This is a genomic window from Serratia sp. NPDC078593, from assembly GCF_050268245.1.
Lineage (GTDB): Bacteria > Pseudomonadota > Gammaproteobacteria > Enterobacterales > Enterobacteriaceae > JBNNGK01.
This window is the reverse complement of the sequence record NZ_JBNNGK010000007.1, coordinates 78,036-101,378: the sequence shown is the minus strand read 5'-3', so window position 1 is coordinate 101,378 and position 23,343 is coordinate 78,036. Positions and strand designations below refer to the sequence as shown.

Here is a 23,343-nt window from a genome sequence, read left to right as displayed (position 1 = left end):
TCAGCACGCGGAAAAGTTTACAGGATGTGATATGCGTCTCTTGTTAGTCGAGGATCACCCCGAGTTATCGCATTGGTTGCAAAAGGCGCTGACCGGCGCCGGGTTTGCCGTCGATGTCGCGGCCGATGGGCTGGCCGCTGACCATCTGCTATTAAACGAGCGTTACGCGCTGGTGGTGTTGGATGTCGCACTGCCGCGTTTGAATGGGCTGGATTTGCTGGCGCGGCTGCGTAAACGCGGGCAAGGGTTGCCGGTTTTGCTGTTGACGGCCAGAACGGACGTCGCCGATCGGGTCAAAGGATTAAATCTGGGGGCTGACGATTATCTCACCAAACCGTTCGAACTGGACGAACTGGAGGCACGCATCCGTGCGTTGTTACGTCGCAGCGTGGGGGTAACCCAACAAGCGTTGCAATTTGGTGCATTGACCTATCATGATGAAGGCTACTTTTTGCTGGATGATAAACCGCTGGCGTTGACGCCGCGTGAGCTCGCGGTGCTCACCACCTTGATCCATCGACGTGGCCGGCCGGTCGCCAAGCAGCAACTGTTTGAGCAGGTGTTCACCCTCTCCGATGAGGCAAATCCTGAGAGTATCGAGCTGTATGTCCATCGGGTGCGCAAAAAATTACACGGTAGCAACGTGGCAATTGTGACGCTGCGCGGCTTGGGTTACAGCCTGGAGCTGATGAATGAAGTGGTTTAACCCGCCGCGTTCGCTATTTTACCAATTGCTACTGTTCTTTGGTCTGCCGCTGACGGTATTGGGCGGCATCTCGATTTATACCCATTATTTCAGCGCCATGAGCGCCGCCACGCTGGCCTACGATCGCACACTGCTTGCATCGGCGCGCACCGTCGCCGAGCGGCTGGTGGTAAGAGAGGGGCGGCTGGTGGTGGACGTGCCCTATGTGGTGCTCGACAGCTTCGAGCGCAACATGAATGATCGGCTGTATTACGAGGTGATCTCGCCCGAGGGAAAAACCCTCTCGGGATATAACGATCTCCCCTTACCACCGAAAAATATTCCGCGTTCCACGCTGTATCCTGCATTAGTGCATTTTTACGATGCCGATTATTTGGGGCAGCCTCTTCGCGTTGCGGCGTTTTATCAGCCGATTAACGAATCGGGTGTCATGGGAATGGCGATGATTCTGGTGGCGGAAACGTTGGAGTCGCGTAAATACCTGGCGCGTCAAATGATGCTGGCCGCATTGATAAGCCAGGGAGCGGTGGTGGTATTAACGCTGCTATTAGCTTTCGTATTGTTGAAAAAGCTGCTGAAACCGTTGCGTAAATTATCAGGCATTATGCTGCGCCGCGATCCCGGAGAGTTGACGCCGCTACCCAATGTGTTGCCGTGGTCAGAGATGCAACCCCTGTTATTAGCCTTCAACCGATATATCGAACGGCTGCGGCTGATGGTGGCGCGTCAGGAGCGCTTTAGCGCAGATGCTTCGCATCAGTTGCGTACACCGCTGGCAGTATTGAAAACGCAGGTCGGTGTGGCGTTGGCCAGTGAACGGCCAGAGCAGTGGCGCGAAAGTCTGTTGGCGATGCGCCAAACGCTGGATAACACCGTGGCGCTGACCGATCGCCTGTTACATCTGTCACGGCTGAAAGCGCATGAACACCAGACCGAACGCCGATTCCCGCCGGTGGATTTAGCGCAATTGCTACGTGATGCCTGCTTCTCGCGTTTACCGCAGGCACGCAGCAAACAGATTGATTTGGGCTACGAAGGCGAGGCGATATGTCGCATCGGCGGTGAGGCGGTGTTGCTGACGGAAATGTGCGCGAATCTGCTGGACAACGCGTTGAAATATACGCCGGACAATGGCGTCGTCACTGCGCGATTGCGGATGAGTCAACTACAGGGCACATGCGTGTTGGAAATCGAAGATAGCGGCCCGGGTATTGCCAAGGAAGATAGGTTACAGGCGTTGCAACCGTTCTATCGATTGGATAACGCGGGCGCGCAGCCGGGGGCCGGGTTGGGGTTGGCGTTGGTTAAAGATATTTCGTCTTATCATGGTACCCGCCCGGAACTGTTGGTTTCGGAGGCGTTAGGCGGTTTACTGGTGCGGATACGCTTTGCTTTATTATCTTGAACGCTCACACAGGCCAAACTGACTTGGCCTGTGTGAGCTGACTGGCGCTGATAAAAGGCGCTGAGTTCTAGCGCTCGTTTACGCGCTCTACGGAGGGCGATGTCAGCGGTTTTTTCCCCCCAAGCGGGGTGCGCAAGCGTTGCGACAGAATCACTCCGAGCAACGTAATACCGCCACCGATCAGGTGATAACTGTGCAAATGCTCATGCAGGAACAGTACGGCAATAATCGCGGTAAATACCGGAGCCAGATTCATAAATATTGACGCAGTATTGGCACCCAGACGCATCACGCCTTGGATCCACAAAAATGGCGCGATGATGGAAGCGGGAATACCGGCAAACAACACCAGCGGTATGTTTTGTCCGTTGAGTTCAACATTGGGTGCCAGTAGGAAGTTAGGCAGCAATAACAGTACGCCGAACAGAATTTGCACATACAAAGATTGCCAGTTCGGCAGGGCGATAGCCCAACGTTTGGTCAATACGCCATAGAGCGCATAGGATGCCGACGCGGCGAACATCATCAATTCACCTTTCCCGATGCCGTGTTGCAGCAGTTGCCCCGGCTGCCCACTACTGACTAACCAGATAAGCCCGACCAGCGACAGTATACCGCCGATGGCAATGCCCACCGTTGGCACCACGCGTAATAGCCAGATGCTGATCAGCACTGTGAGCAACGGAATCAATGAGTTGAGGATGCCCATAAACAGCGCACTGACGCTGTGGGCGGCGTAATAGGCCAGGCTTTGATACAGCACCATACCGAGCAGGCCGAGGATCAATAGTTTCCCGCAATTGGCACGAATCGCTTGCCAGTTGCGGATGACACCCGGTAAGACAAACGGCGTTAGGGTGATTAACGCCAGTAACCAACGGTAGAAGGAAATAGCGGCCGGATCGATGGCGGACGCAGAGGCTTTGCTAACCACGGCGTTGATCGACCAGATCAACACCGCCATTAACGGAAAAAGTACGTTCATGATAATCATTCTCAACAACAAGCAAGATATTGGCTAGTTTACGCGTGTCTGGTTTGTTATATATAGTGATAATCAGACATTATTTACCGAAATTAAGACAACTTTTGCCATGGCCGAAACACGTAATTATCCGACTTCCGGCGTGGATGCGCCGCGCACTCTGTTTTTCCGCTGTGAAGAAACCAACGCCGATACCGAATACGCGCCGCATAGCCACGCGTGGGGGCAGGTGATTTGCGTGAAAAATGGCGTGATCGCGTTAAACATTACCGGGCAACGTTTTTTGGCACCGCCCGAGTTTGCCGTTTGGCTGCCGCCGGGGGTAGAACACTCCAGCTATAATCGTAAACCGGTGCTATTTCGTACCGTCAATATTGCTCAACGCTTGTGCGGCACGCTGCCTTCGCAGGCGTGCTTGCTGCACGTGTCGCCAGTGTTCAGCGCGATTGTTGACGACTGTTTGCTGCGTAAGATGCTGGTGCCACAAACCAAAGCCGATTTGCGGCTGTGCCGGGTGTTGATCGATCAACTGCATCAGTCACCGGTGCAACAAACTTATTTGCCTACCTCGCAGGATAAGTTCCTAGGCCCGGTGCTACAGGCGCTAGAGCGCTGCCCGTCGGACAACGCTTCGCTCGCGGCTTGGGCGCGCCGGGTCTATACCACCGAGCGCACGTTATCGCGCCGTTGTCAGCAAGAATTGGGCATGTCATTCAGCGAATGGCGGCAGCGGCTGCGATTTTTGCATGCCATCTCGCTGCTGGAAAAAGGCCATACCGTGCAAGAAGTGGCGTTGGAGGTGGGTTACAGTTCGGCTTCGGCGTTTATTGTCATGTTCCAGCAAATTGCCGGAACCACGCCTGAACGTTTTCGCCGCGCCTAGCATCGTTGTGGCGAACAACGTTGGGTTTCTGGGTTATTCGATGGCAAACTGTGCCGTAGTGAAATCGCCGTATTCTGTCGGAGAAACAAGTGAAAATACTGGTTGATGAAAATATGCCGTATGCGGTTGATCTGTTCAGCCGTTTGGGGCAAGTGCAAGCGGTACCTGGCCGCCCAATCCCCAAGGCCGCGTTAGCTGACGCCGACGCGCTGATGGTGCGTTCGGTCACTCAGGTTAATGCTGAGCTGCTTAACGGCACGCCTGTCGGTTTTGTCGGCACCGCGACGGCGGGCACCGATCACGTTGACGAAGCGTGGTTGCAGCAGGCAGGCATCGGTTTCTCTGCGGCACCGGGCTGTAATGCCATTGCGGTCGTGGAGTATGTTTTCTCTGCGCTGATGCTGTTGGCTGAGCGGGAAGGGTTCCAGTTACGTGATAAAACCGTTGGGATTATTGGCGTGGGGAATGTGGGTTCCCGTCTCGACGCTCGCTTAACCGCCTTGGGGGTACGCACCTTGCTGTGCGATCCGCCGCGTGCCGATCGTGGCGACGCGGGTGAGTTCCACTCTTTGGAAAAATTGGTCGCGGAAGCGGACGTGCTGACCTTCCATACCCCACTTAACAAGAGCGGTCCTTATGCTTCGTGGCATATGGCCGATGCGCAACTGTTGGCTGCGTTGCCGGATAACCGCATTCTGATTAATGCCTGCCGTGGTGCCGTGGTGGATAATGCCGCACTATTACAAGCGCTGGAAAAGGGCAAAAAAATCAGCACGGTGCTGGACGTTTGGGAACCGGAACCGGCGCTGTCATTGCCGCTGCTCGAACGCGTCGATATTGGCACTGCGCACATTGCCGGTTATACGCTCGAGGGCAAGGCGCGTGGCACCACCCAGGTGTTTGAGGCATATAGCCAACATTTGGGTGCGCCGCAATCTATTGAATTGGCGTCGCTGCTGCCGACGCCTGAGTTCAGTGAGGTTCGCCTTAACGGCGCGCTGGATGAAGGCAAATTAAAACGATTGATGCACTTAGTGTATGATGTGCGCCGCGATGATGCGCCGTTGCGTCAGGTGGCGGGGCAGCCGGGCGAGTTTGATCGTCTGCGTAAGCATTATCAGGAACGCCGTGAATGGTCGTCGTTGCGCGTGTTGTGTGATGACAGCGCCAGTGCGGCGTTACTCCATAAACTGGGGTTTAACGTGCGATAAGCGGTGATGCACCGTTTAGTGTTTCGAACGGTGGCGCTTTGCATACCGGCGCTGGCCTTAAACCCTCGTCGCGCCAATGCGCGGCAAAAGATTATCGGGCGGTGGTGACACTGCCCGTCTGCTTTTAAATGAAATACTCGGGAGAAACCCAATGTCAGACGGCTGGAATATTGCTCTGCTCGGCGCTACAGGCGCGGTAGGGGAAGCGTTGCTGGAGCTTTTGCAGGAACGCCAGTTCCCAGTGGGCGAACTCTATCCTTTAGCCAGTGAACGCGGCGCTGGCGAATCGGTCCGCTTCAATGGTAAGTCCCTGTTGGTGGAGAATGCCGAAGAGTTTGACTGGTCGCAGGCACAGTTGGCATTTTTTGTCGCTGGCAGCGACGCCGCTGCCCGCTATGCCGAAGAGGCGGGTAACATGGGGTGCTTGGTGATCGACACCAGTGGGCTGTTTGCGCTGGAGCCGGATGTCCCACTGGTGGTGCCGGGCGTTAACCCGCAGGTGCTGGCCGATTATCGCAATCGTAATATTGTCGCGGTCGCCGACAGTATGGTGAGCCAACTGCTGACCGCCATCAAACCGTTGACCGAACAGGCGGGATTGTCTCGTATACACGTGACTACGCTGATGTCTGTTTCTTCCCGTGGCAAAGCGGCGGTAGACGATTTGGCCGGCCAAAGTGCCCGCTTGCTTAACGGTATCCCGGCCGAGGCTGGCGTGTTTGCCAAACAGTTGGCATTCAACCTGTTACCGCTGATGGCTGATGAGCAAGGCAGCGTGCGCGAAGAGCGTTTGATCGTCGATCAGGTGCGTAAAGTGCTGCAAGATGAAGGTCTGCCGATTTCCGTGAGCTGTGTCCAATCTCCGGTATTTTACGGCCATGCACAGGTGGTGCATTTGGAAGCGCTGCGTCCGATCGCGGCCGAAGAGGCGCGGGCCGAACTGGAGCAGACCGACGATATCCAGTTAAGCGAAGAAGATGATTACCCGACTCAGGTGACTGATGCATCCGGCAGTGATGCCTTGAGCATTGGCTGCCTGCGTAATGATTATGGTATTCCCGAGATTTTACAGTTCTGGTCAGTGGCGGATAACGTGCGCTTCGGTGGTGCATTGATGGCGATTGAAACCGCAGAACGTTTGTTGCAGGAGCAACTGAACTGATGTCCGACGCTGTAGCACCGGTGCTGAAAATAGCGCTGGGGATTGAATACGACGGCAGTCGTTATTATGGCTGGCAACGCCAGCAGGAAGTGGCTAGCGTACAGGCTTGCCTAGAGCAGGCGTTGAGCAAAGTGGCCGATGCACCGATCGTGGTGTTCTGCGCTGGGCGTACCGATGCCGGGGTGCATGCGACAGGGCAGGTGGTGCATTTTGAAACCACCGCCCGCCGCAAGGATGCCGCGTGGACGATGGGAGTAAATACCCATTTACCGCCGGATATTGCCGTGCGTTGGGTGAGCGAAGTGAGTGACGATTTCCACGCGCGTTTTAGCGCTACCGCACGCCGCTATCGCTATGTCATCTTCAACCATCGCTATCGCCCGGCGGTATTACAGCAAGGGATGACCCACTTTTATCACCCGCTGGATGCCGATCGTATGCAGCGGGCGGCGCAGGCATTATTGGGTGAAAACGATTTCACCTCTTTCCGTGCTGTGCAGTGTCAGTCGCGTACGCCGTGGCGTAATGTAAAACACGTTAAGGTTACGCGCCACGGGCAATATATCGTGGTAGACATTAAGGCGAATGCGTTTGTACATCATATGGTTCGCAACATTGTTGGCAGTTTGATGGAAATTGGCTGTGGCAATCAGGATGAAAACTGGATGGCTGAACTGCTGGCGCTAAAAGATCGCAATCTGGCCGCCGCGACGGCAAAAGCAGAAGGGCTGTATCTGGTGGCGGTGGATTACCCCGAGCGTTTCGGCTTGCCGCGGCCATCGATGGGGCCGCTGTTTTTGGCTGATGACTAAATGTTTGACTGAACTCCCTGAATAATCTGCTGGGCAGAGATACCCGGCGTCAAGAGAACACCTATGGACATCATTACGTTTATTATTGATTTTATTCTGCATATCGACGTGCATCTGGCGGAGCTGGTGGCGCAATACGGCATGTGGGTTTACGCTATTTTGTTCCTGATTCTGTTTTGCGAAACTGGGTTGGTCGTTACACCGTTCCTGCCAGGGGACTCTCTGCTGTTTGTTGCAGGTGCGTTGGCGTCGCTGCCGACCAACGACTTGAACGTACACACGATGGTGGCGTTGATGGTCACTGCGGCGATATTGGGCGATGCGGTCAATTACACCATTGGTCGGTTGTTCGGTGAAAAGTTATTCAGCAATCCTAACTCAAAAATTTTCCGCCGCAGCTATTTGGATAAAACCCATCAGTTCTATGAAAAGCACGGTGGTAAAACCATTATTTTAGCGCGATTTGTGCCGATCGTACGCACTTTTGCCCCATTCGTTGCCGGTATGGGGCACATGTCCTATCGCCACTTTGCAGCTTATAACGTGATCGGCGCGTTTGTTTGGGTGTTGTTGTTCACCTATGCGGGTTATCTGTTTGGTAACGTCCCGGTGGTGCAGGAAAACCTGAAACTGCTGATTGTTGCTATTATCGTGGTGTCAATTTTGCCGGGCATCATTGAAATATGGCGTCATAAACGCGCGGCGGCCCGTCAGCAAAAACAGTAAAAACATCGCTCAACCTATCGGTTCGACCAGTTTTTTGTCCACAGCGTCGAGCCAATATGGTTTAATGAGCGGCATTTATGGTCTGTTCCTGCGAACGCCCTAAAAGCTAATGGCTCAACCGTGCGTCTGTCGCACTGGGCTCAGCGGCTTTTGTATTGGCGGTTATTGCAGGAGGATTGTTAAAGCATGAACTGCGAACTGGCGTCTCTGCCAGGTTCAAACAGAAAGGTCATCGATGAGCTGGATTGAACGAATTCTAAACAAGAGCAATATCACCCAAACCCGTAAGGCGAGCATTCCTGAAGGGGTTTGGACTAAGTGTGACAGTTGCGGTCAGGTTCTCTACCGCGCCGAGCTGGAACGTAACCTGGAAGTCTGCCCGAAATGCGACCACCACATGCGCATGTCTGCGCGTATGCGTTTGCATACGCTGCTGGATGAAGGCAGTGAAGTGGAACTGGGCAGTGAACTGGAGCCGAAAGACGCGCTGAAGTTTAAAGACTCCAAAAAATATAAAGACCGTTTGGTGGCCGCTCAGAAAGCGACGGGCGAGAAAGATGCGCTGGTCGTGATGAAAGGGACGCTTTACGGTATGCCGGTGGTAGCGGCATCCTTTGAATTCGCCTTTATCGGCGGTTCAATGTCTTCGGTCGTTGGTGCGCGCTTTGTGCGAGCGGTCGAGCAGGCGTTGGAAGATAACTGCCCACTGGTTTGCTTCTCTGCCAGCGGCGGCGCACGTATGCAAGAAGCGCTGATGTCGCTGATGCAGATGGCGAAAACCAGCGCAGCGTTGGCGAAGATGCAAGAGCGCGGTCTGCCGTATATCTCGGTGCTGACGGATCCGACCATGGGCGGCGTTTCTGCTAGCCTGGCAATGCTGGGGGATATCAATATCGCGGAACCGAAAGCCTTGATAGGCTTTGCGGGTCCACGCGTGATTGAACAGACGGTGCGTGAGAAATTACCGGCTGGCTTCCAACGCAGTGAATTCCTGATCGAAAAAGGCGCGATTGACATGATTGTTCGTCGCCCTGAGATGCGTCAGACATTGGCCAGTATCCTGTCTAAGCTGACCAACCAGCCGCAGCCGGTATTTGATGATGCGCAACCGACTCTCGCACCGGAGAATCCGGCTGAGGGATAAGTGGTTGCACCCGCCGCAGCGGGCATGGGTTTTCGCTGCGGCGCGCAACGGTTGCTTTGTGGCTAAGCGGCGGCTGTAACGTAGTGCATCGCCTTTACCGCGGTGAGGGTGGTGCCCTGATGGATTAATGAACCCAAGTTCAGTGATGGGACTCATGCAAAACCACCAAATTCCCCAAGCCACGTCGCCTTTGAGCTCGTGGCTTCATTATCTGGAACGTCTGCATAGCCAGGCGATCGAACTCGGCCTGGAACGCGTACAGCGTGTTGCGGCGCATCTTGATTTACTTACCCCGGCTCCGACGGTATTCACCGTTGCTGGCACCAATGGTAAAGGAACCACCTGTCGTACGCTGGAGGCGATTCTGCTGGCGGCCGGGTTGCGAGTTGGCGTCTACAGTTCGCCGCATCTGGTGCGTTATACCGAGCGCGTGCGTATTCAAGGGGAAGAACTGAGTGAAGCAGAGCACTGCCGCTCTTTTGCCGCGATTGAGGCTGGGCGTGGCGAAACCTCGCTGACCTATTTCGAATTTGGCACGCTTTCGGCGTTGCAACTCTTCCGTCAGGCCAAGTTGGATGTAGTTATTTTGGAAGTCGGTCTGGGTGGGCGGCTGGATGCCACCAATATCGTTAACCCGGATGTTGCGGTTATCACCAGTATCGCGCTGGATCACACCGATTGGTTAGGTGACGATCGTGAAAGCATCGGCCGCGAGAAAGCCGGCATATTCCGCGCAGGTAAACCGGCGGTGGTCGGCGAGGGCGATATGCCAGCCTCTATCCAACAGGTTGCCGATGCGTTGGGCGCTTTGCTGTATCGTCGCGACGATGTCTGGCACTTCAGCCCGCAGGGCGATCGTTGGCAGTGGCAGGGCGGTGAGACGTTGTTGACCGATTTACCTACGCCAAATGTACCGTTGCCCAATGCGGCTACCGCGTTGGCGGCTTTGCACTATTCGGCGCTGGAGATCGATGAACGGGCGATTTTCACCGGCTTGCAACAGGCCACGTTACAGGGGCGTTTTCAGATTGTTCAGCATGAGCCACTTTTGATCCTTGATGTCGCACATAACCCGCATGCTGCCGGTTATTTGGCCAGCCGGTTAGCGCAATTACCCCGTAACGGCGGTAAAGTGCGTGCGGTCGTCGGCATGTTGTCGGACAAAGATATTGCCGGTACGCTGGCTTGCCTACGGGATCAGGTTGATGCGTGGTATTGCGCGCCACTGGAGGGCCCGCGCGGTGCCAGTGCGGAACAGCTAGCACAATATGTGGTGGAACCGCAGCAGTTTGCCGATGTGGAAAGTGCCTGGCGTCAAGCGATGCGGGATGCGGATAATCAAGATATTGTGATCGTCTGTGGATCGTTCCACACCGTTGCGCAGGTGATGGCGGCGTTAGACGAAATGCGGGGAGTGTGAGTGGCAAGCAAATTTCAGAATCGACTGGTCGGAACCGTGATTTTGGTCGCACTGGGGGTGATTATCCTGCCAGGGCTGCTGGATGGCAAAAAAAAGCATTATGAAGATGACTTTGCTGCGATTCCGCTGGTGCCAAAACCGGGCGATCCACAGGAAAATGACGTCTTGCCGCCGGTGAGCCAACCTTTGCCCTCCCAGCCACCGGAAGGGGCAGGAACGCTGATCCAGCAACAGGCGGCTAACCAAGCGGCATCGCATCAGGCGGCACAGCAATCGAGCAAGATAACCGCACCACCGGTTGAAACCAAACCGGCACAGCCAGCGAAACCAAAACCGGAAGAGGTCAAGCCAAAGCCAGTACCGCAGCCGAAACCTGAGGTGAAGCCGCAGCCGAAACCAGAACCCAAACCGGTGCAAGAGAAAGCGCCAGCAGGACAGGCTTATGTGGTGCAGTTGGGAGCACTGAAGAATGCTGCCAAGGTTAATGAGATTGTTGCTTCGTTGCGGTTGTCGGGTTATCGCGCCTTCAGCGTACCTGCAACACCGATACAGGGGGAGATCACCCGTATTTATGTTGGGCCTGACGCCTCGAAGCAGAAACTGCAATCATCACTGCCATCGTTGAAATCGATCAGCGGCTTAAATGGGCAAGTGAAGCCATACAGCGTACGCTGAGCGGTTTTTCTCAGCTCCACAGGTTGTTTGCCGAACGGCGTGTAGGTTGGCACAACAGCTATGTAGGCGCGGCGATTGAGAATTTTTCATCGCCGCTTTTTATTTGTAACGTAGTAGGGAAATCCCCTACGCAAACGTTTTCTTTTTCTGTTAGAATTCGCCGCGAAATAGATGTGGGGCGATTCGTTATTGGAATAGTTCATGGTCTGGATTGATTACGTCATTTTAGCGGTGATTGGATTTTCGGCTCTGGTGAGCCTGATCCGTGGGTTTGTTCGCGAAGCATTGTCACTTGTGACATGGGGATGTGCGTTCTTTGTCGCCAGCCATTTCTACTCTTACCTTGCCGTCTACTTCACTCGTTTTGAAGATGAACTGGTGCGGAACGGGATCGCGATTGCCATTTTGTTCATCGCGACCCTGATCGTAGGGGCTATTGTTAACTATGTGATTAGCTCATTGGTTGAAAAAACCGGGCTGTCAGGAACCGATAGGGTGTTGGGGATCTGTTTCGGCGCATTGCGCGGGGTGTTGATCGTCGCGGCAATCCTGTTCTTCCTGGACACGTTTACCGGTTTTTCACAGAGCGCAGATTGGAAACAATCGCAGCTGATCCCCCAGTTCAGTTATATCATCAGGTGGTTCTTTGACTACCTGCAGAGCACGTCGAGTTTCTTACCGACCCATTTACCGGGGCGGTAGCGCTGATGAGGAAAAGACAACATGTGCGGTATTGTTGGTATCGCCGGTTTTATGCCGGTAAACCAGTCGATTTATGATGCGTTGACGGTGCTGCAGCACCGTGGACAGGATGCCGCAGGCATCGTCACCATTGATGCCCATAACGGGTTCCGCCTGCGTAAGGCAAACGGCTTGGTGAAGGATGTATTTGAAGCGCGGCATATGCTGCGCTTGCAGGGCAATATGGGTATCGGCCATGTTCGTTATCCAACGGCAGGGAGCTCCAGCGTTTCAGAGGCTCAACCCTTCTATGTCAACTCACCTTTTGGCATTACGCTGGCCCATAACGGTAACCTGACCAACGCCCATGAACTGCGCCAGTCGCTGTTCGAAAGTGGCCGCCGTCACATCAACACCACCTCCGATTCCGAAATCCTGCTGAACGTGCTGGCCGCTGAGCTGGATCGTTTCCCGCATTATCCGCTGGAGTCTGACAACATCTTCACCGCCGTTACGGCGATGCATCAGCAACTGCGGGGCGCTTATGCCTGCGTGGCGATGATTATCGGCCACGGTCTGGTGGCGTTTCGCGATCCCAATGGCATTCGCCCGCTGGTGATCGGTAAGCGCACCCTGGAAGACGGCCGTAATGAGTATATGGTGGCCTCCGAAAGCGTGGCGCTGGATACGCTAGGTTTTGAATTCTTACGCGATGTCGCGCCCGGCGAAGCGGTGTATATCACCGATAAAGGCCAACTGTTTACGCGGCAGTGTGCAGAAAACCCGAAAAATAACCCGTGCCTGTTTGAGTACGTCTATTTTGCCCGTCCGGACTCGTTCATGGACAAAATCTCGGTCTACAGCGCCCGTGTACGCATGGGCCAAAAGTTGGGTGAAAAGATTGCGCGCGAGTGGGAAGATCTGGATATTGACGTGGTGATCCCCATCCCGGAAACCTCGTGCGATATCGCGCTGGAAATCGCCCGTATTCTGGATAAGCCGTATCGGCAGGGGTTCGTGAAGAATCGCTATGTCGGCCGTACCTTCATTATGCCTGGCCAACAGGCTCGTCGTCAGTCAGTTCGCCGTAAACTGAATGCTAACCGTGCGGAATTCCGCGATAAAAACGTGTTACTGGTCGACGATTCGATCGTGCGGGGGACGACGTCTGAGCAAATTGTTGAGATGGCGCGTGATGCCGGTGCAAAACGGGTTTATCTGGCGTCTGCGGCACCAGAAATCCGCTTCCCGAACGTCTATGGTATTGATATGCCGAGCGCCAATGAGCTGATTGCCCATGGTCGTGAAGTAGATGAAATCCGTCAGATCATCGGTGCCGATGGGTTGATTTTCCAAAATCTCGACGATTTGATCGAGGCCGTACGCGAAGAGAATCCCGACGTTACCCAGTTCGAGTGCTCGGTATTCAATGGGATTTACGTCACCAAAGATGTCGACCAAAGCTATTTGGAATATTTGGAATCTCTGCGCAACGACGATGCGAAAGTGTTGCGTGGTCAGACCGAAGCGGAAAACCTGGAAATGCATAACGAGGGTTAAGCCGCGTTAAATCAATGCACTGTGGCGTCCGCCGCGGTGCATTCACCTTCCCTGACTTGCTTATCCCACGCCATTACGGCAAAGTTTGCCAGATCCTTACAATTTTTTGGCAGAGACACCCTCATGAAACGACTCATCATCGGCATTTCCGGTGCCAGCGGCGCTATCTATGGCGTTCGGTTGTTACAGGTTTTACGCGGTGTCGCCGATGTAGAAACCCATTTGGTGATGAGCAATGCCGCAAGGCAGACCTTAGCGCTGGAAACGCCCTTTAGCCTACGTGAAGTTCAGGCGTTGGCTGACGTGGTGCATGATGCGCGTGATATTGCCGCCAGTATTTCCTCCGGTTCATTCAAAACGCTGGGCATGGTGATCTTACCTTGTTCTATCAAAACGTTATCGGGCATCGTCAACAGTTACAGTGACGGTCTGCTAACCCGCGCCGCCGATGTGGTATTGAAGGAACGCCGCCGTTTAGTACTGTGCGTGCGGGAAACTCCGCTGCATCTGGGGCATTTACGTTTGATGACTCAGGCCGCCGAGATGGGCGCATTGATCATGCCGCCGGTACCCGCTTTTTATCATCAGCCCACGTGCGTTGACGACATTATCAATCAAACGGTAAATCGCGTTATCGATCAGTTCGATATCGAATTACCGCAAGATTTGTTCACCCGTTGGCAAGGCGCTAATTAACAAAAAAATCCCCAAATTGGCACATTTGTGCAACAACGCACTGTATTAGCACAATGAATGCACCATAATGATCCCTCGTCACCACGCACACTGTTTCATGGCGCTGGCATAGCGTTGTAGCCCGTAGCGCGACCCTAAATGGTCGGTTTAATTTTGCGGTTATCGTCCCCGGAAACAGTTTTGTGGCGCTCGGAGCCGTTCCCTCCGACTGTCGCAAGCAATGTGGCACGATTACTGCAAATTGATTTGGTGGGGAAATAATGTCCGTAGTGACATCGATAAAATCAATTTGAGGGAAATGTATGAACAAGCGTTTTTTAGCTCTTCCTTTGGCGATAGCGCTGGCTGCGGCCAGCAGCGCTTATGCCGCTATTCCAGCTACGCTCAAGATCGGCACCGATCCCACCTACGCACCCTTTGAATCCAAGAATGCCAAAGGTGAATTGGTTGGGTTCGACATCGATCTGGCCAAAGAGCTGTGCAAACGTATCAATACGCAGTGCACCTTTGTCGAGAGTGATTTCGATGCCCTGATCCCATCACTGAAAGCCAAAAAAATTGACGCTATTATCTCCTCGCTGTCGATTACCGAGAAACGTCAGCAGGAAATTGCCTTTACCGACAAATTGTATGCTGCTAACTCGCGCCTGATTGCGCAAAAAGGATCGACCATCCTGCCGACGGTAGAGTCGCTGAAAGGAAAAAGCGTCGGTGTGCTGCAGGGCACGACGCAAGAATCTTATGCTAATGCGTACTGGCAGCCTAAGGGAGTAACCGTCGTACCTTACCAGAATCAGGATCTGGTTTACGCCGATCTGGCTTCGGGGCGGATTGATGCCGCTTTCCAGGATGAAGTGGCTGGCAGTGACGGTTTCCTCAAACAACCGCCGGGTAAAAATTACGCTTTCGCCGGTGAAGCGGTGAAAGACGATAAATTCTTTGGCGTCGGCACCGGTATGGGCTTGCGTAAAACCGATACCGAGCTGAAAGCAGCGCTCGATAAAGCCTTTGCCGAGATGCGTGAAGACGGCACTTACGACAACTTTGCGAAAAAATACTTCGATTTTGACGTCTACGGCGGCTAACCCCGCGCACGACTGCATCCATCCTGGGGGCATTGCCCCCAGGTTATGCCCAATGACGACAGGATGAAGTAAATGCTGCAAGGCTACTCCCAACTGATATTCGAGGGCGCTCTGGTCACGTTGGAGCTGGCGCTCAGTTCTGTACTACTGGCGGTGGTGATTGGTCTGATCGGCGCTGGCGGTAAACTCTCTCAAAACCCCCTGATTGCTACCGTGTTTGGCATGTATACCACCCTGATTCGCGGCGTCCCCGATCTGGTGTTGATGTTGCTGATCTTCTACGGGGTGCAAATCGCCTTGAACAGCGTGACGGAGGCGATAGGCTTGTCGCAGATCGATATCGATCCTCTTAGCGCCGGTATTATCACCTTGGGCTTTATTTATGGGGCATATTTCACCGAAACTTTTCGTGGCGCCTATATGGCGGTGCCGCGCGGGCAAATCGAAGCGGCAACCGCCTACGGTTTTAGCAACGGGCAGATTTTTCGCCGTATCTTGTTTCCGGCAATGATGCGTTTTGCCTTGCCCGGTATCGGCAATAACTGGCAAGTGATGCTGAAAGCCACCGCATTGGTGTCGATTTTGGGGCTCAATGATGTGGTGAAAGCGACGCAACTGGCGGGTAAAGGCACTTATCAGCCCTTCTTTTACGCCATTGTGGCTGGAGTGGTTTATCTGATTTTTACCACTGTTTCCAATGGCGTGTTGTGGTGGCTTGAACGGCGTTATTCACTGGGCGTCAAGAGGGCCGAACTATGATTGAGATCGTGCAACAGTATTGGCAAGCGCTGTTGTGGAGCGACGGTTATCGTTTCACCGGCGTGGCAGTCACCTTGTGGTTGTTGATTGCCTCCGTGATCATGGGGGGGCTGCTGTCGATTCCGATGGCGGTGGCGCGAGTCTCGCCGTTACGCTGGGTGCGTTTCCCGGTGTGGTTGTATACCTATATTTTTCGCGGCACGCCATTGTATGTTCAGTTGCTGGTGTTTTACTCCGGCATGTATAGCCTGGAGGTGGTACGTGGCACCGAATTGCTTAACGCTTTTTTCCGCAGCGGGCTGAATTGCACCATTTTGGCACTGACGCTTAATACCTGCGCCTATACCACCGAGATTTTCGCCGGGGCAATCCGTGCGGTGCCGCACGGTGAGATTGAGGCCGCCAATGCTTATGGTTTTTCGCGTTTTAAAATGTATCGCTGCATTATTTTGCCTTCCGCACTACGCAGTGCGTTGCCGGCTTACAGCAATGAGGTGATTTTGATGCTGCACTCCACCGCGCTGGCATTTACCGCAACGGTTCCCGACTTGTTAAAAGTGGCGCGTGACATTAATGCGGCAACCTATCAGCCCTTTTACGCGTTTGGCATCGCGGCGGTGTTATATCTGGTGATTTCTTATGTGCTAATCAGTCTGTTCCGCAAGGCGGAAAAACGCTGGATGGTGCATGTGACTCAACGTTGAATGACGGGAATAAAATCATGTCGGAAACTAAATTAGCCGTCACAGAACTGCATAAACGTTATGGTGAGCATGAAGTGTTGAAGGGCGTCTCGCTGGCAGCGCATGCTGGCGACGTGATCAGTATTATTGGCTCTTCAGGCTCGGGTAAAAGCACTTTTTTGCGTTGTATTAACTTTCTGGAAAAGCCTAGCGAAGGCACCATTAGCCTGAATAACGAAAATATTCGCATGGTGCGCGACAAAGATGGCCAGCTAAACGTCTTCGACAAAAAACAGTTACAACTGTTACGTACGCGTCTGACCATGGTGTTCCAGCATTTCAACCTGTGGAGCCACATGACGGTGTTAGAAAATGTGATGGAAGCGCCGATTCAGGTTCTGGGGTTGAGCAAAGCGGAAGCACGCGATCGCGCGGTACGCTATCTGGATAAAGTGGGCATTGATGCGCGGGCGCGAGGCAAATACCCGGTGCATCTGTCCGGTGGTCAGCAACAGCGCGTATCGATCGCCCGTGCGTTGGCGATGGAACCCGAAGTGTTGCTTTTCGATGAACCGACCTCAGCGCTCGATCCTGAATTGGTCGGGGAAGTGCTGCGTATTATGCAAAAGCTGGCGGAAGAGGGGAAAACCATGGTGGTGGTGACGCATGAGATGGAGTTCGCGCGCCATGTTTCCAACCACGTGATTTTCCTGCATCAAGGGGTGATAGAAGAACAAGGCGCCCCTGCGGAGGTTTTTACCCAACCGAAAAGCCCCCGTTTGCAGCAATTTTTGTCCGGCGCATTGAAGTAACTGGCCTAGCGGGCGCATTGTTGCGCCCGCTAGGTTACGTCTGTGGGTTAATCACCGCCTCTAACGCCTGTTCCAACTCAATATAGTGGAAACTGAACCCCGCTTCCTCCAACCGTTTCGGCACGGCGCGTTGACCGCCTAACACCAAGACCGCCGATTCACCCATCATCAGCTTGAGTATCAATGCTGGAACGCGCAGAAATGCTGGGCGATCGAGCACGTTCGCCAAGGTTGCGGCAAATTGTTCATTGTGTACCGGATAAGGGGCGACCATATTGAACGGGCCATGCAGCGTCGGGTGGTCGAGCAGAAAGAGAATGCCGTTGACCATGTCGTCCAGATGGATCCAAGGCAGATACTGACGCCCATCGCCGATCGGGCCGCCTAGCCCCAGTTTGAAAGGGGGCAGCATTTTAGCCAAGGCACCGCCGTTAGCGGCCAAGACAACACCGGTACGCAGCAGACAGACCCGCGTCGCGGCACTTTGCGCGCGTAATGCCAGTGATTCCCAGCGTTGGCACAAATGATGGGTGAATTCTTCGTGCGGTGCTTCGTCTTCGGTGACCACCGCCTGGCCCTGATCGCCGTAGTAACCCACGGCCGAACCGGAGATGAATACAGAGGGCGGGGCTTCGCTGGCGTTAATCAATGAGGTTAAACGTTCGGTTAAATCCCAGCGGCTGTGGCACAGCCGTTGTTTCTGCGTGTTGCTCCACCGTTTGTCGGCAATCGGTTCGCCCGCCAGATTAATGACGGCATCAAACCCATCGAGCGTGTTTTTATCCTGCAAGGTAGACCAATAATGAAGGTCGCCGTCCCCCAATTTATTGCGTGCGTGCGCCACATTGCGCGTCAGTACGGTGACGTGATGGGAAAGGGCAAGCAGTCGTTGCGTCAGGCTGCTGCCGATTAACCCGGTCGCACCGGTGATCAAGATACGCATATCTGCTCCCTAAACCTGGTTAGCAGGCTCAATCGTTCAGTCCCGGCGATAGCTCATGGTCATGGAAACCGAATCGGCGTAACGCAGGGCCAGAAGTTTATCTATCTCTACTTCAGCATAGGTTACCCACGGATGTTGTTTCACGATATCGAGCACATCTTGGGTTAATTTTTCCAGCAGAGCGAAGCGATGGTCTTCAACATGACGAATAATGGCTTTGGTAATGGTGCGATAGTTGAGCGCGTCGCTGATGTCTTCACTGTCGCGTGCCTTATCCGCCGGATAATGAATTATCACGTTGATCAGGACATCTTGACGGTTATTGATCTCTTCTTCCTTAATGCCGATAAACGTACGTAACCGCAGGTTTTTTATACGGATAATGGCATCGAGTTGGTTGAATGACATCTGAGATACTCCATGGGCTGATGATTTGCGCACAGAATACACGGAAAGTAAGGAAATGATAACGTAGAAGGGGAAACGGAGCCGGCAGACGGGGGATGTGCCACCGGCGGAGAGCGTTATGCGCTTGCTGCCAGCGAGTAAGCTCGCTGAGTTGCAGGGCGGTTGCCGATACGCTCAAACCAGTTGCGTACCGCGGGATAATCGGCCAAATCCACCCGTTGACGAGGATGAGAAACCACCCAAGGATAGGTCGCGATGTCTGCGATGCTGTAGTTATCACCGCCCAGGTACGGATGTTTTTGCAACTCGGCTTCCAACACGCCGTACAGGCGTTTCGTTTCGAGATGATAACGCTCGATGGCGTAAGGCACCGGCTGCGGAGCATAATGGTTGAAGTGATGATTTTGCCCGAGCATCGGCCCAAACCCCGCCGCCTGCCAGAACAGCCACTGTAGCGTAGCAGCGCGTTCGCGCAGGCCGTTGCTCAATAGCTTGCCGGTTTTTTCCGCCAGATACAGTAGGATCTCGCCAGACTCAAACAGGGCAATGGGGGCGCCGCCGTCTACCGGTTGTTGATCGACAATCGCTGGGATTTTATTGTTGGGTGAAACCGCCAAAAATTCAGGCTTAAACTGCTCGCCAGCGCTGATATTAACTGGGTGGATACGGTAGGGTAAGCCCACTTCCTCCAAAAAAAGCGTGATTTTGTGACCATTAGGCGTCGGCGCGTAATACAGGTCAATCATATTGCCTCCTGCGGTAAGTGATCTGTAAGTCATTACACGTTTTAGCGGTGTGTGCCGCATACGGTTTAGCTAAAAGCGTATCAACAATAGCAGCTAAGAATAGCAGGCAATGCCAGATTCGTCTGATGCTATTGCGTTAAAATAGGACATCTATCAGCACAAACACGCGCTTTATGCTTGGCGGCTTGTCGCAACAGGATTCTGCGATAAAATAGTGGCTATTCTCTCGTTAGAGGAGCATGTATGAAGCTGCTATTCGCTTCGGACCTGCACGGTTCGCTATCCGCGGCCGAGGCGGTGTTAAATCGTTTCGAACAAAGCGGTGCCGATTGGCTGATCTTGTTGGGTGATTTACTGAATCATGGGCCGCGTAATGCCTTACCGGAACACTATCAGCCGGCGCAGGTTGCCGAACAATTAAATCGCTATGCCGACAAGATCATTGCCGTTCGCGGAAATTGCGACAGCGAAGTTGATCAGATGTTGCTGTCATTCCCCATTACCGCACCGTGGCAACAGGTACTATGGCAAAAAAGGCGATTGTTTTTAACCCATGGACACCTTTATCATCCTTCCGCACGGCCACCGTTATCGGCGGGCGATGTTTTGGTCTACGGCCATACGCATCTACCCCAAGCGGAGCAGCAGGGTGAAATTTACTGTTTTAATCCGGGTTCGGTCAGTATTCCGAAAGGGGGCTTCCCGGCCAGTTTTGGTTTGTTGAGCGACGGCATGTTACGTGTAATCACTTTGCAAGGCGGCAAGGCTATTGCAGAGGTCGCATTAACACACTAATTTGTACACACAATAAGAATCATTGAAAAAACTCAATTGGTCAACCAGTGCGCGACGACTCTCGCGCCAAAAGAGAAGGTTCAGAGGATGGCGGAACAGGATCAGGCTGCAGATACCGAGTGGGTTGATATCGTCGACGAGCAAAATGAAGTGGTTGCTCAAGCCAGTCGTCAACAGATGCGTGCCGAGCGGCTACGTCATCGTGCGACCTATATTGTGGTGCATGATGGGATGGGAGGAATTTTGGTGCAGCGCCGCACTGATACCAAAGATTTCTATCCAGGCAGCCTGGATGCTACCGCCGGTGGGGTGGTGCAGAGCGGTGAAAACGTATTGGATTCCGCGCGCCGTGAGGCGGAAGAAGAATTAGGCATTGCCGGTGTGCCATTTGCGGAGCATGGGGTGTTCTACTTTGAAGAACAACAGTGCCGCGTGTGGGGCGCGCTGTTTAGTTGTGTCTCGCACGGCCCGTTTGCTTTGCAAGAGGAAGAAGTGGTTGAGGTGAATTGGCTGACGCCGGAAGAAATTACCGCGCGCTGCGATGAATTTACGCCGGATTCGCTCAAAGCCTTGTCGCTGTGGCTGACGCGCAACAATGAGCAAGACTATGGCAAGCCGCTGGCGCGCGAAGGCAAAGCAGACGGCGATGCTGAACAGGTCTGATAGCTAAACGGTTCGCCATCAGCCAATGCCGGTTAACGATCGGCGTTGGCTATCTTAGCCGCTCGCCCGGCGACACAGCGTGGAAGGCAGCGATCCTTCTGGCAACCAATTCTCACCGTTCAGCCGCGCCAGTAGCGCTTTACCCGCCTGAATACCCATCTCTTTATGTGGAACCGTCATGGTCGTTAGCGTGGGCTGACAGACTCGGCTGACGTCGCTATTACCGAAGCCGACTACCGCCAATTGCTCAGGCACCTTGATATGGCGACGCTGGCATTCGTACAGCGCCCCGCAGGCTAACTCATCCGACGCGCAAACCAGTGCGTCCAGCTCCGGCCAGGCGAGCAGGAATTCCGGCAACTGCTGCGCGCCGGTGCTAAAACTGGCCGGTTCGGCGGCGTTAATCACCCGGTGCGGTGACATATGCTGGCGAAGTAGCGCCTTATGCCAACCTTGCAGGTGCTGCTGGAAAATCCATTGCTCCTGATTGGCGCACAACAGACCGATGTTTTGGTAGCCGCTGGCGATTAAGGTTTGCGTTAACTGATACATGGCCGCAACGTAATCAATGCCGATGTTCATATCGATCGGATCGGCGCGTATCGCGCCGATTTCCACCACCGGTATTTTTGCTGCCTGCAATGCGTGACGGGTGTTCGGTGAATGCTCGACACTGAGCAATACCGCTGCCGCCAAATTATACGATAGCAGCGTTTCCAGCAGTTGTTCTTCGCGCTCCAGATGATGCTGAGATTCGGCCAACATGATTTGGTAACCCGCCGGTTGAAGCACCCGCTGCAGACCCGCGAACATATCCGCACAGCCAGATTCCGAGAAACTCGGTACCACCATGGCAATGGTATACGAAGAGGCTGATGCCAGTGAACTGGCGGCCAGATTGGGTAAGTAGCCCAATTCACTGACCGCCGCGTCGATTTTCTCTCTTAGCTTGTCTGAAACCTGTTCCGGTGTGCGCAGCGCACGGGAAACGGTCATGGTGCCTACGCCCGCCAATTGCGCCACGTCGGCTAAAGTAACCCTGCCGGTGCTGCGTCGTTTTTTACCGATCGACATTCGTAATCCTGACTGCAATGCGCATCGTGCGCATAAAGTGATGAGGCATGAGAAGCCGCACTGACGGCCTAAACGATCCCAGTATGCTTAACATTCTAACGCGTCATACCTGAAGCTGCATCTGTGTTGATGATGTGAGCGACGTGCTGCATTTGCATCTCCCGCATGGCGAGGGCGTTTGTCGCGGCTATTGACTACCACGCCGTTTTTATCACCTTGATATGCCAGCTATTCTCGCGTTTGAACCTGCAACTTACCGCGACAAGAAAAAAGATCCGCCTGCGATAAACCGGCCATGACCATTTTGATAGCGCTATCACAGTTCTGCATGATATTGCTTTGGTAGCGCTATCTTTGTGATTAATGTCACAGTGAGAGGAGGTGGCGTTGATTAAAGTTTATTCCGTTACTCTGCACCCTGCGCTTGCTTGGCAGGGGAACCATCGGTAATCCATGACACGCAGCAAGACGAAGGGGGAAATGTGCTTAACGATTGGCTAAAGCCTGAACATATTCAACTCTGTGAACGGGTAGAGAACTGGCAGCACGCAGTGACGTTAAGTGCTCAGCCGTTGCTGCAACGCGGAATCATCGCTGCGGATTATCTGACGGCTATTTTTCGCCAGCATCAGGCATTAGGACCATATTTCGTGCTGGCTCCCGGTATTGCTATGCCGCATGCCCGGCCAGAAGAGGGGGCGAAAGCGTTGGGTTTATCATTGCTGAAAATTCATCAGGGCGTGCGTTTTCATTCGGCAGATAACGATCCGGTTTTTATTGTCGTGATGCTGTCGGCACCGGATAGCCAAAGTCATATTGAATTAATTTCACAGTTAGCGGAATTATTTTCCGACCAGGATGCGATGAATGCTTTATTCAACGCCAAGGACCTACAACAGATAGAGGATATTATTGCCCGCTATTAAGTCAAAATGATTTGTCACCGATGATCCTACGTAATAACGCCAGCATAAAACCTGGTGACGTTATCCTACATATAAAAATGCATAGGTAAAGCTAATGAAAATTATGGCAGTTTGTGGTTCTGGCCTCGGCAGCAGTTTTATGGTGGAAATGAATATCAAGAAGGTGCTGAAGAAAATGGCTATTGAGGCCGAGGTTGAACATTCGGATCTCTCTTCTGCTACGCCCGGCGCGGCAGATATTTTCGTGATGGCGAAGGACATCGCCGACAGCGCCAGCGTACCGGCGAACCAATTGGTGGTCATCAGCAACATTATTGATATTAATGAGCTGGAAACCAAACTTCGCGCCTACTTCGACGCGCACTCAATGATATAAACAAGAT

General features: G+C 53.6%; 26 protein-coding genes. 21 read left to right on the top strand and 5 right to left on the bottom strand.

Annotated elements, in window-relative coordinates:
• The first annotated feature begins 31 nt into the window (after positions 1 to 31).
• Together tctD and ACQKDS_RS10060 are read left to right on the top strand one after the other, a co-directional pair.
• A complete protein-coding gene (gene tctD, locus ACQKDS_RS10065; RefSeq protein WP_399669537.1) occupies positions 32 to 706 on the top strand; it encodes a transcriptional regulator TctD in 675 nt (224 codons plus the stop codon).
• Positions 693 to 2,111 carry a sensor histidine kinase gene (locus ACQKDS_RS10060; protein ID WP_399669540.1) on the top strand — a complete coding sequence of 473 codons (1,419 nt, stop codon included), beginning with the start codon at positions 693 to 695 and terminating at the stop codon, positions 2,109 to 2,111. The genes tctD and ACQKDS_RS10060 overlap by 14 nt, the downstream gene beginning before the upstream one ends.
• Positions 2,112 to 2,178: 67 nt before the next feature.
• Here the strand turns inward: ACQKDS_RS10060 and ACQKDS_RS10055 are convergent, their stop codons facing one another.
• Entirely contained in the window at positions 2,179 to 3,096 is a 918-nt protein-coding gene (locus ACQKDS_RS10055; RefSeq protein WP_399669542.1) for a DMT family transporter, read from the bottom strand.
• A gap of 109 nt (positions 3,097 to 3,205) precedes the next feature.
• On the opposite strand from ACQKDS_RS10055, the gene ACQKDS_RS10050 reads away from it, so the two are divergent.
• The 15 genes from ACQKDS_RS10050 (at position 3,206) to hisP (ending at position 17,405) form a co-directional block, all read left to right on the top strand.
• On the top strand, positions 3,206 to 3,979 hold the full coding sequence (locus ACQKDS_RS10050; RefSeq protein ID WP_399669545.1) for an AraC family transcriptional regulator: 774 nt from the start codon (positions 3,206 to 3,208) through the stop codon (positions 3,977 to 3,979).
• Positions 3,980 to 4,068: 89 nt separating this feature from the next.
• Positions 4,069 to 5,190, top strand: coding sequence for a 4-phosphoerythronate dehydrogenase PdxB (pdxB, locus tag ACQKDS_RS10045; RefSeq protein WP_399669548.1), 1,122 nt, complete (start codon positions 4,069 to 4,071; stop codon positions 5,188 to 5,190).
• A 151-nt stretch (positions 5,191 to 5,341) separates the two neighbouring features.
• Positions 5,342 to 6,352 (top strand): aspartate-semialdehyde dehydrogenase, encoded by a 1,011-nt coding sequence (locus ACQKDS_RS10040; protein ID WP_399669551.1) that lies wholly within the window; start codon positions 5,342 to 5,344, stop codon positions 6,350 to 6,352.
• The gene (truA, locus tag ACQKDS_RS10035) at positions 6,352 to 7,164 is read left to right on the top strand and encodes a tRNA pseudouridine(38-40) synthase TruA (protein ID WP_399669554.1); all 813 of its coding nucleotides are present in this window, start codon (positions 6,352 to 6,354) and stop codon (positions 7,162 to 7,164) included. The genes ACQKDS_RS10040 and truA overlap by 1 nt, the downstream gene beginning before the upstream one ends.
• 63 nt (positions 7,165 to 7,227) lie before the next feature.
• Positions 7,228 to 7,890, top strand: a complete 663-nt coding sequence (locus ACQKDS_RS10030; protein ID WP_399669557.1) for a DedA family protein — start codon at positions 7,228 to 7,230, stop codon at positions 7,888 to 7,890.
• 235 nt (positions 7,891 to 8,125) lie between these two features.
• Positions 8,126 to 9,034: an acetyl-CoA carboxylase, carboxyltransferase subunit beta gene (gene accD, locus ACQKDS_RS10025; protein WP_399669560.1), complete on the top strand. Its 909-nt coding sequence runs from the start codon at positions 8,126 to 8,128 to the stop codon at positions 9,032 to 9,034.
• A gap of 154 nt (positions 9,035 to 9,188) precedes the next feature.
• Entirely contained in the window at positions 9,189 to 10,454 is a 1,266-nt protein-coding gene (folC, locus tag ACQKDS_RS10020; protein ID WP_399669563.1) for a bifunctional tetrahydrofolate synthase/dihydrofolate synthase, read from the top strand.
• Entirely contained in the window at positions 10,455 to 11,129 is a 675-nt protein-coding gene (gene dedD / locus ACQKDS_RS10015; RefSeq protein ID WP_399669566.1) for a cell division protein DedD, read from the top strand. It abuts the gene before it with no gap.
• A 201-nt stretch (positions 11,130 to 11,330) separates the two neighbouring features.
• Positions 11,331 to 11,831, top strand: coding sequence for a colicin V production protein (gene cvpA, locus ACQKDS_RS10010; protein WP_399669568.1), 501 nt, complete (start codon positions 11,331 to 11,333; stop codon positions 11,829 to 11,831).
• Between the two features lie 21 nt (positions 11,832 to 11,852).
• Entirely contained in the window at positions 11,853 to 13,370 is a 1,518-nt protein-coding gene (purF, locus tag ACQKDS_RS10005; RefSeq protein ID WP_399669570.1) for an amidophosphoribosyltransferase, read from the top strand.
• 123 nt (positions 13,371 to 13,493) lie between these two features.
• The gene (locus ACQKDS_RS10000) at positions 13,494 to 14,066 is read left to right on the top strand and encodes a UbiX family flavin prenyltransferase (RefSeq protein ID WP_399669573.1); all 573 of its coding nucleotides are present in this window, start codon (positions 13,494 to 13,496) and stop codon (positions 14,064 to 14,066) included.
• Between the two features lie 302 nt (positions 14,067 to 14,368).
• The gene (gene hisJ / locus ACQKDS_RS09995) at positions 14,369 to 15,151 is read left to right on the top strand and encodes a histidine ABC transporter substrate-binding protein HisJ (RefSeq protein ID WP_399669576.1); all 783 of its coding nucleotides are present in this window, start codon (positions 14,369 to 14,371) and stop codon (positions 15,149 to 15,151) included.
• Between the two features lie 72 nt (positions 15,152 to 15,223).
• A complete protein-coding gene (locus ACQKDS_RS09990; protein WP_399669579.1) occupies positions 15,224 to 15,910 on the top strand; it encodes a histidine ABC transporter permease HisQ in 687 nt (228 codons plus the stop codon).
• Positions 15,907 to 16,614: an ABC transporter permease gene (locus tag ACQKDS_RS09985; protein WP_399669581.1), complete on the top strand. Its 708-nt coding sequence runs from the start codon at positions 15,907 to 15,909 to the stop codon at positions 16,612 to 16,614. The genes ACQKDS_RS09990 and ACQKDS_RS09985 overlap by 4 nt, the downstream gene beginning before the upstream one ends.
• A gap of 17 nt (positions 16,615 to 16,631) precedes the next feature.
• Positions 16,632 to 17,405 carry a histidine ABC transporter ATP-binding protein HisP gene (hisP, locus tag ACQKDS_RS09980; RefSeq protein WP_399669584.1) on the top strand — a complete coding sequence of 258 codons (774 nt, stop codon included), beginning with the start codon at positions 16,632 to 16,634 and terminating at the stop codon, positions 17,403 to 17,405.
• A gap of 34 nt (positions 17,406 to 17,439) precedes the next feature.
• Here the strand turns inward: hisP and ACQKDS_RS09975 are convergent, their stop codons facing one another.
• The 3 genes from ACQKDS_RS09975 to yfcG form a co-directional block, all read right to left on the bottom strand.
• A complete protein-coding gene (locus ACQKDS_RS09975; protein WP_399669586.1) occupies positions 17,440 to 18,348 on the bottom strand; it encodes a TIGR01777 family oxidoreductase in 909 nt (302 codons plus the stop codon).
• Positions 18,349 to 18,384: 36 nt separating this feature from the next.
• Positions 18,385 to 18,756: a dihydroneopterin triphosphate 2'-epimerase gene (gene folX / locus ACQKDS_RS09970; protein WP_399669589.1), complete on the bottom strand. Its 372-nt coding sequence runs from the start codon at positions 18,754 to 18,756 to the stop codon at positions 18,385 to 18,387.
• A 116-nt stretch (positions 18,757 to 18,872) separates the two neighbouring features.
• Positions 18,873 to 19,502 carry a GSH-dependent disulfide bond oxidoreductase gene (yfcG, locus tag ACQKDS_RS09965; RefSeq protein WP_399669592.1) on the bottom strand — a complete coding sequence of 210 codons (630 nt, stop codon included), beginning with the start codon at positions 19,500 to 19,502 and terminating at the stop codon, positions 18,873 to 18,875.
• Between the two features lie 243 nt (positions 19,503 to 19,745).
• On the opposite strand from yfcG, the gene yfcE reads away from it, so the two are divergent.
• Entirely contained in the window at positions 19,746 to 20,297 is a 552-nt protein-coding gene (gene yfcE / locus ACQKDS_RS09960; protein WP_399669594.1) for a phosphodiesterase, read from the top strand.
• Between the two features lie 87 nt (positions 20,298 to 20,384).
• Entirely contained in the window at positions 20,385 to 20,960 is a 576-nt protein-coding gene (yfcD, locus tag ACQKDS_RS09955) for an NUDIX hydrolase YfcD (RefSeq protein WP_399669597.1), read from the top strand.
• Positions 20,961 to 21,014: 54 nt separating this feature from the next.
• On the opposite strand, the gene ACQKDS_RS09950 is transcribed toward yfcD, so the two are convergent.
• On the bottom strand, positions 21,015 to 22,034 hold the full coding sequence (locus tag ACQKDS_RS09950) for a LacI family DNA-binding transcriptional regulator (protein ID WP_399669600.1): 1,020 nt from the start codon (positions 22,032 to 22,034) through the stop codon (positions 21,015 to 21,017).
• Positions 22,035 to 22,516: 482 nt separating this feature from the next.
• Here ACQKDS_RS09950 and ACQKDS_RS09945 point away from each other — a divergent pair, with 482 nt between their 5' ends.
• Together ACQKDS_RS09945 and ACQKDS_RS09940 are read left to right on the top strand one after the other, a co-directional pair.
• Positions 22,517 to 22,960: a PTS sugar transporter subunit IIA gene (locus ACQKDS_RS09945; protein WP_399669603.1), complete on the top strand. Its 444-nt coding sequence runs from the start codon at positions 22,517 to 22,519 to the stop codon at positions 22,958 to 22,960.
• Between the two features lie 94 nt (positions 22,961 to 23,054).
• Positions 23,055 to 23,336 (top strand): PTS sugar transporter subunit IIB, encoded by a 282-nt coding sequence (locus ACQKDS_RS09940; RefSeq protein WP_399669606.1) that lies wholly within the window; start codon positions 23,055 to 23,057, stop codon positions 23,334 to 23,336.
• Positions 23,337 to 23,343: the final 7 nt, after the last annotated feature.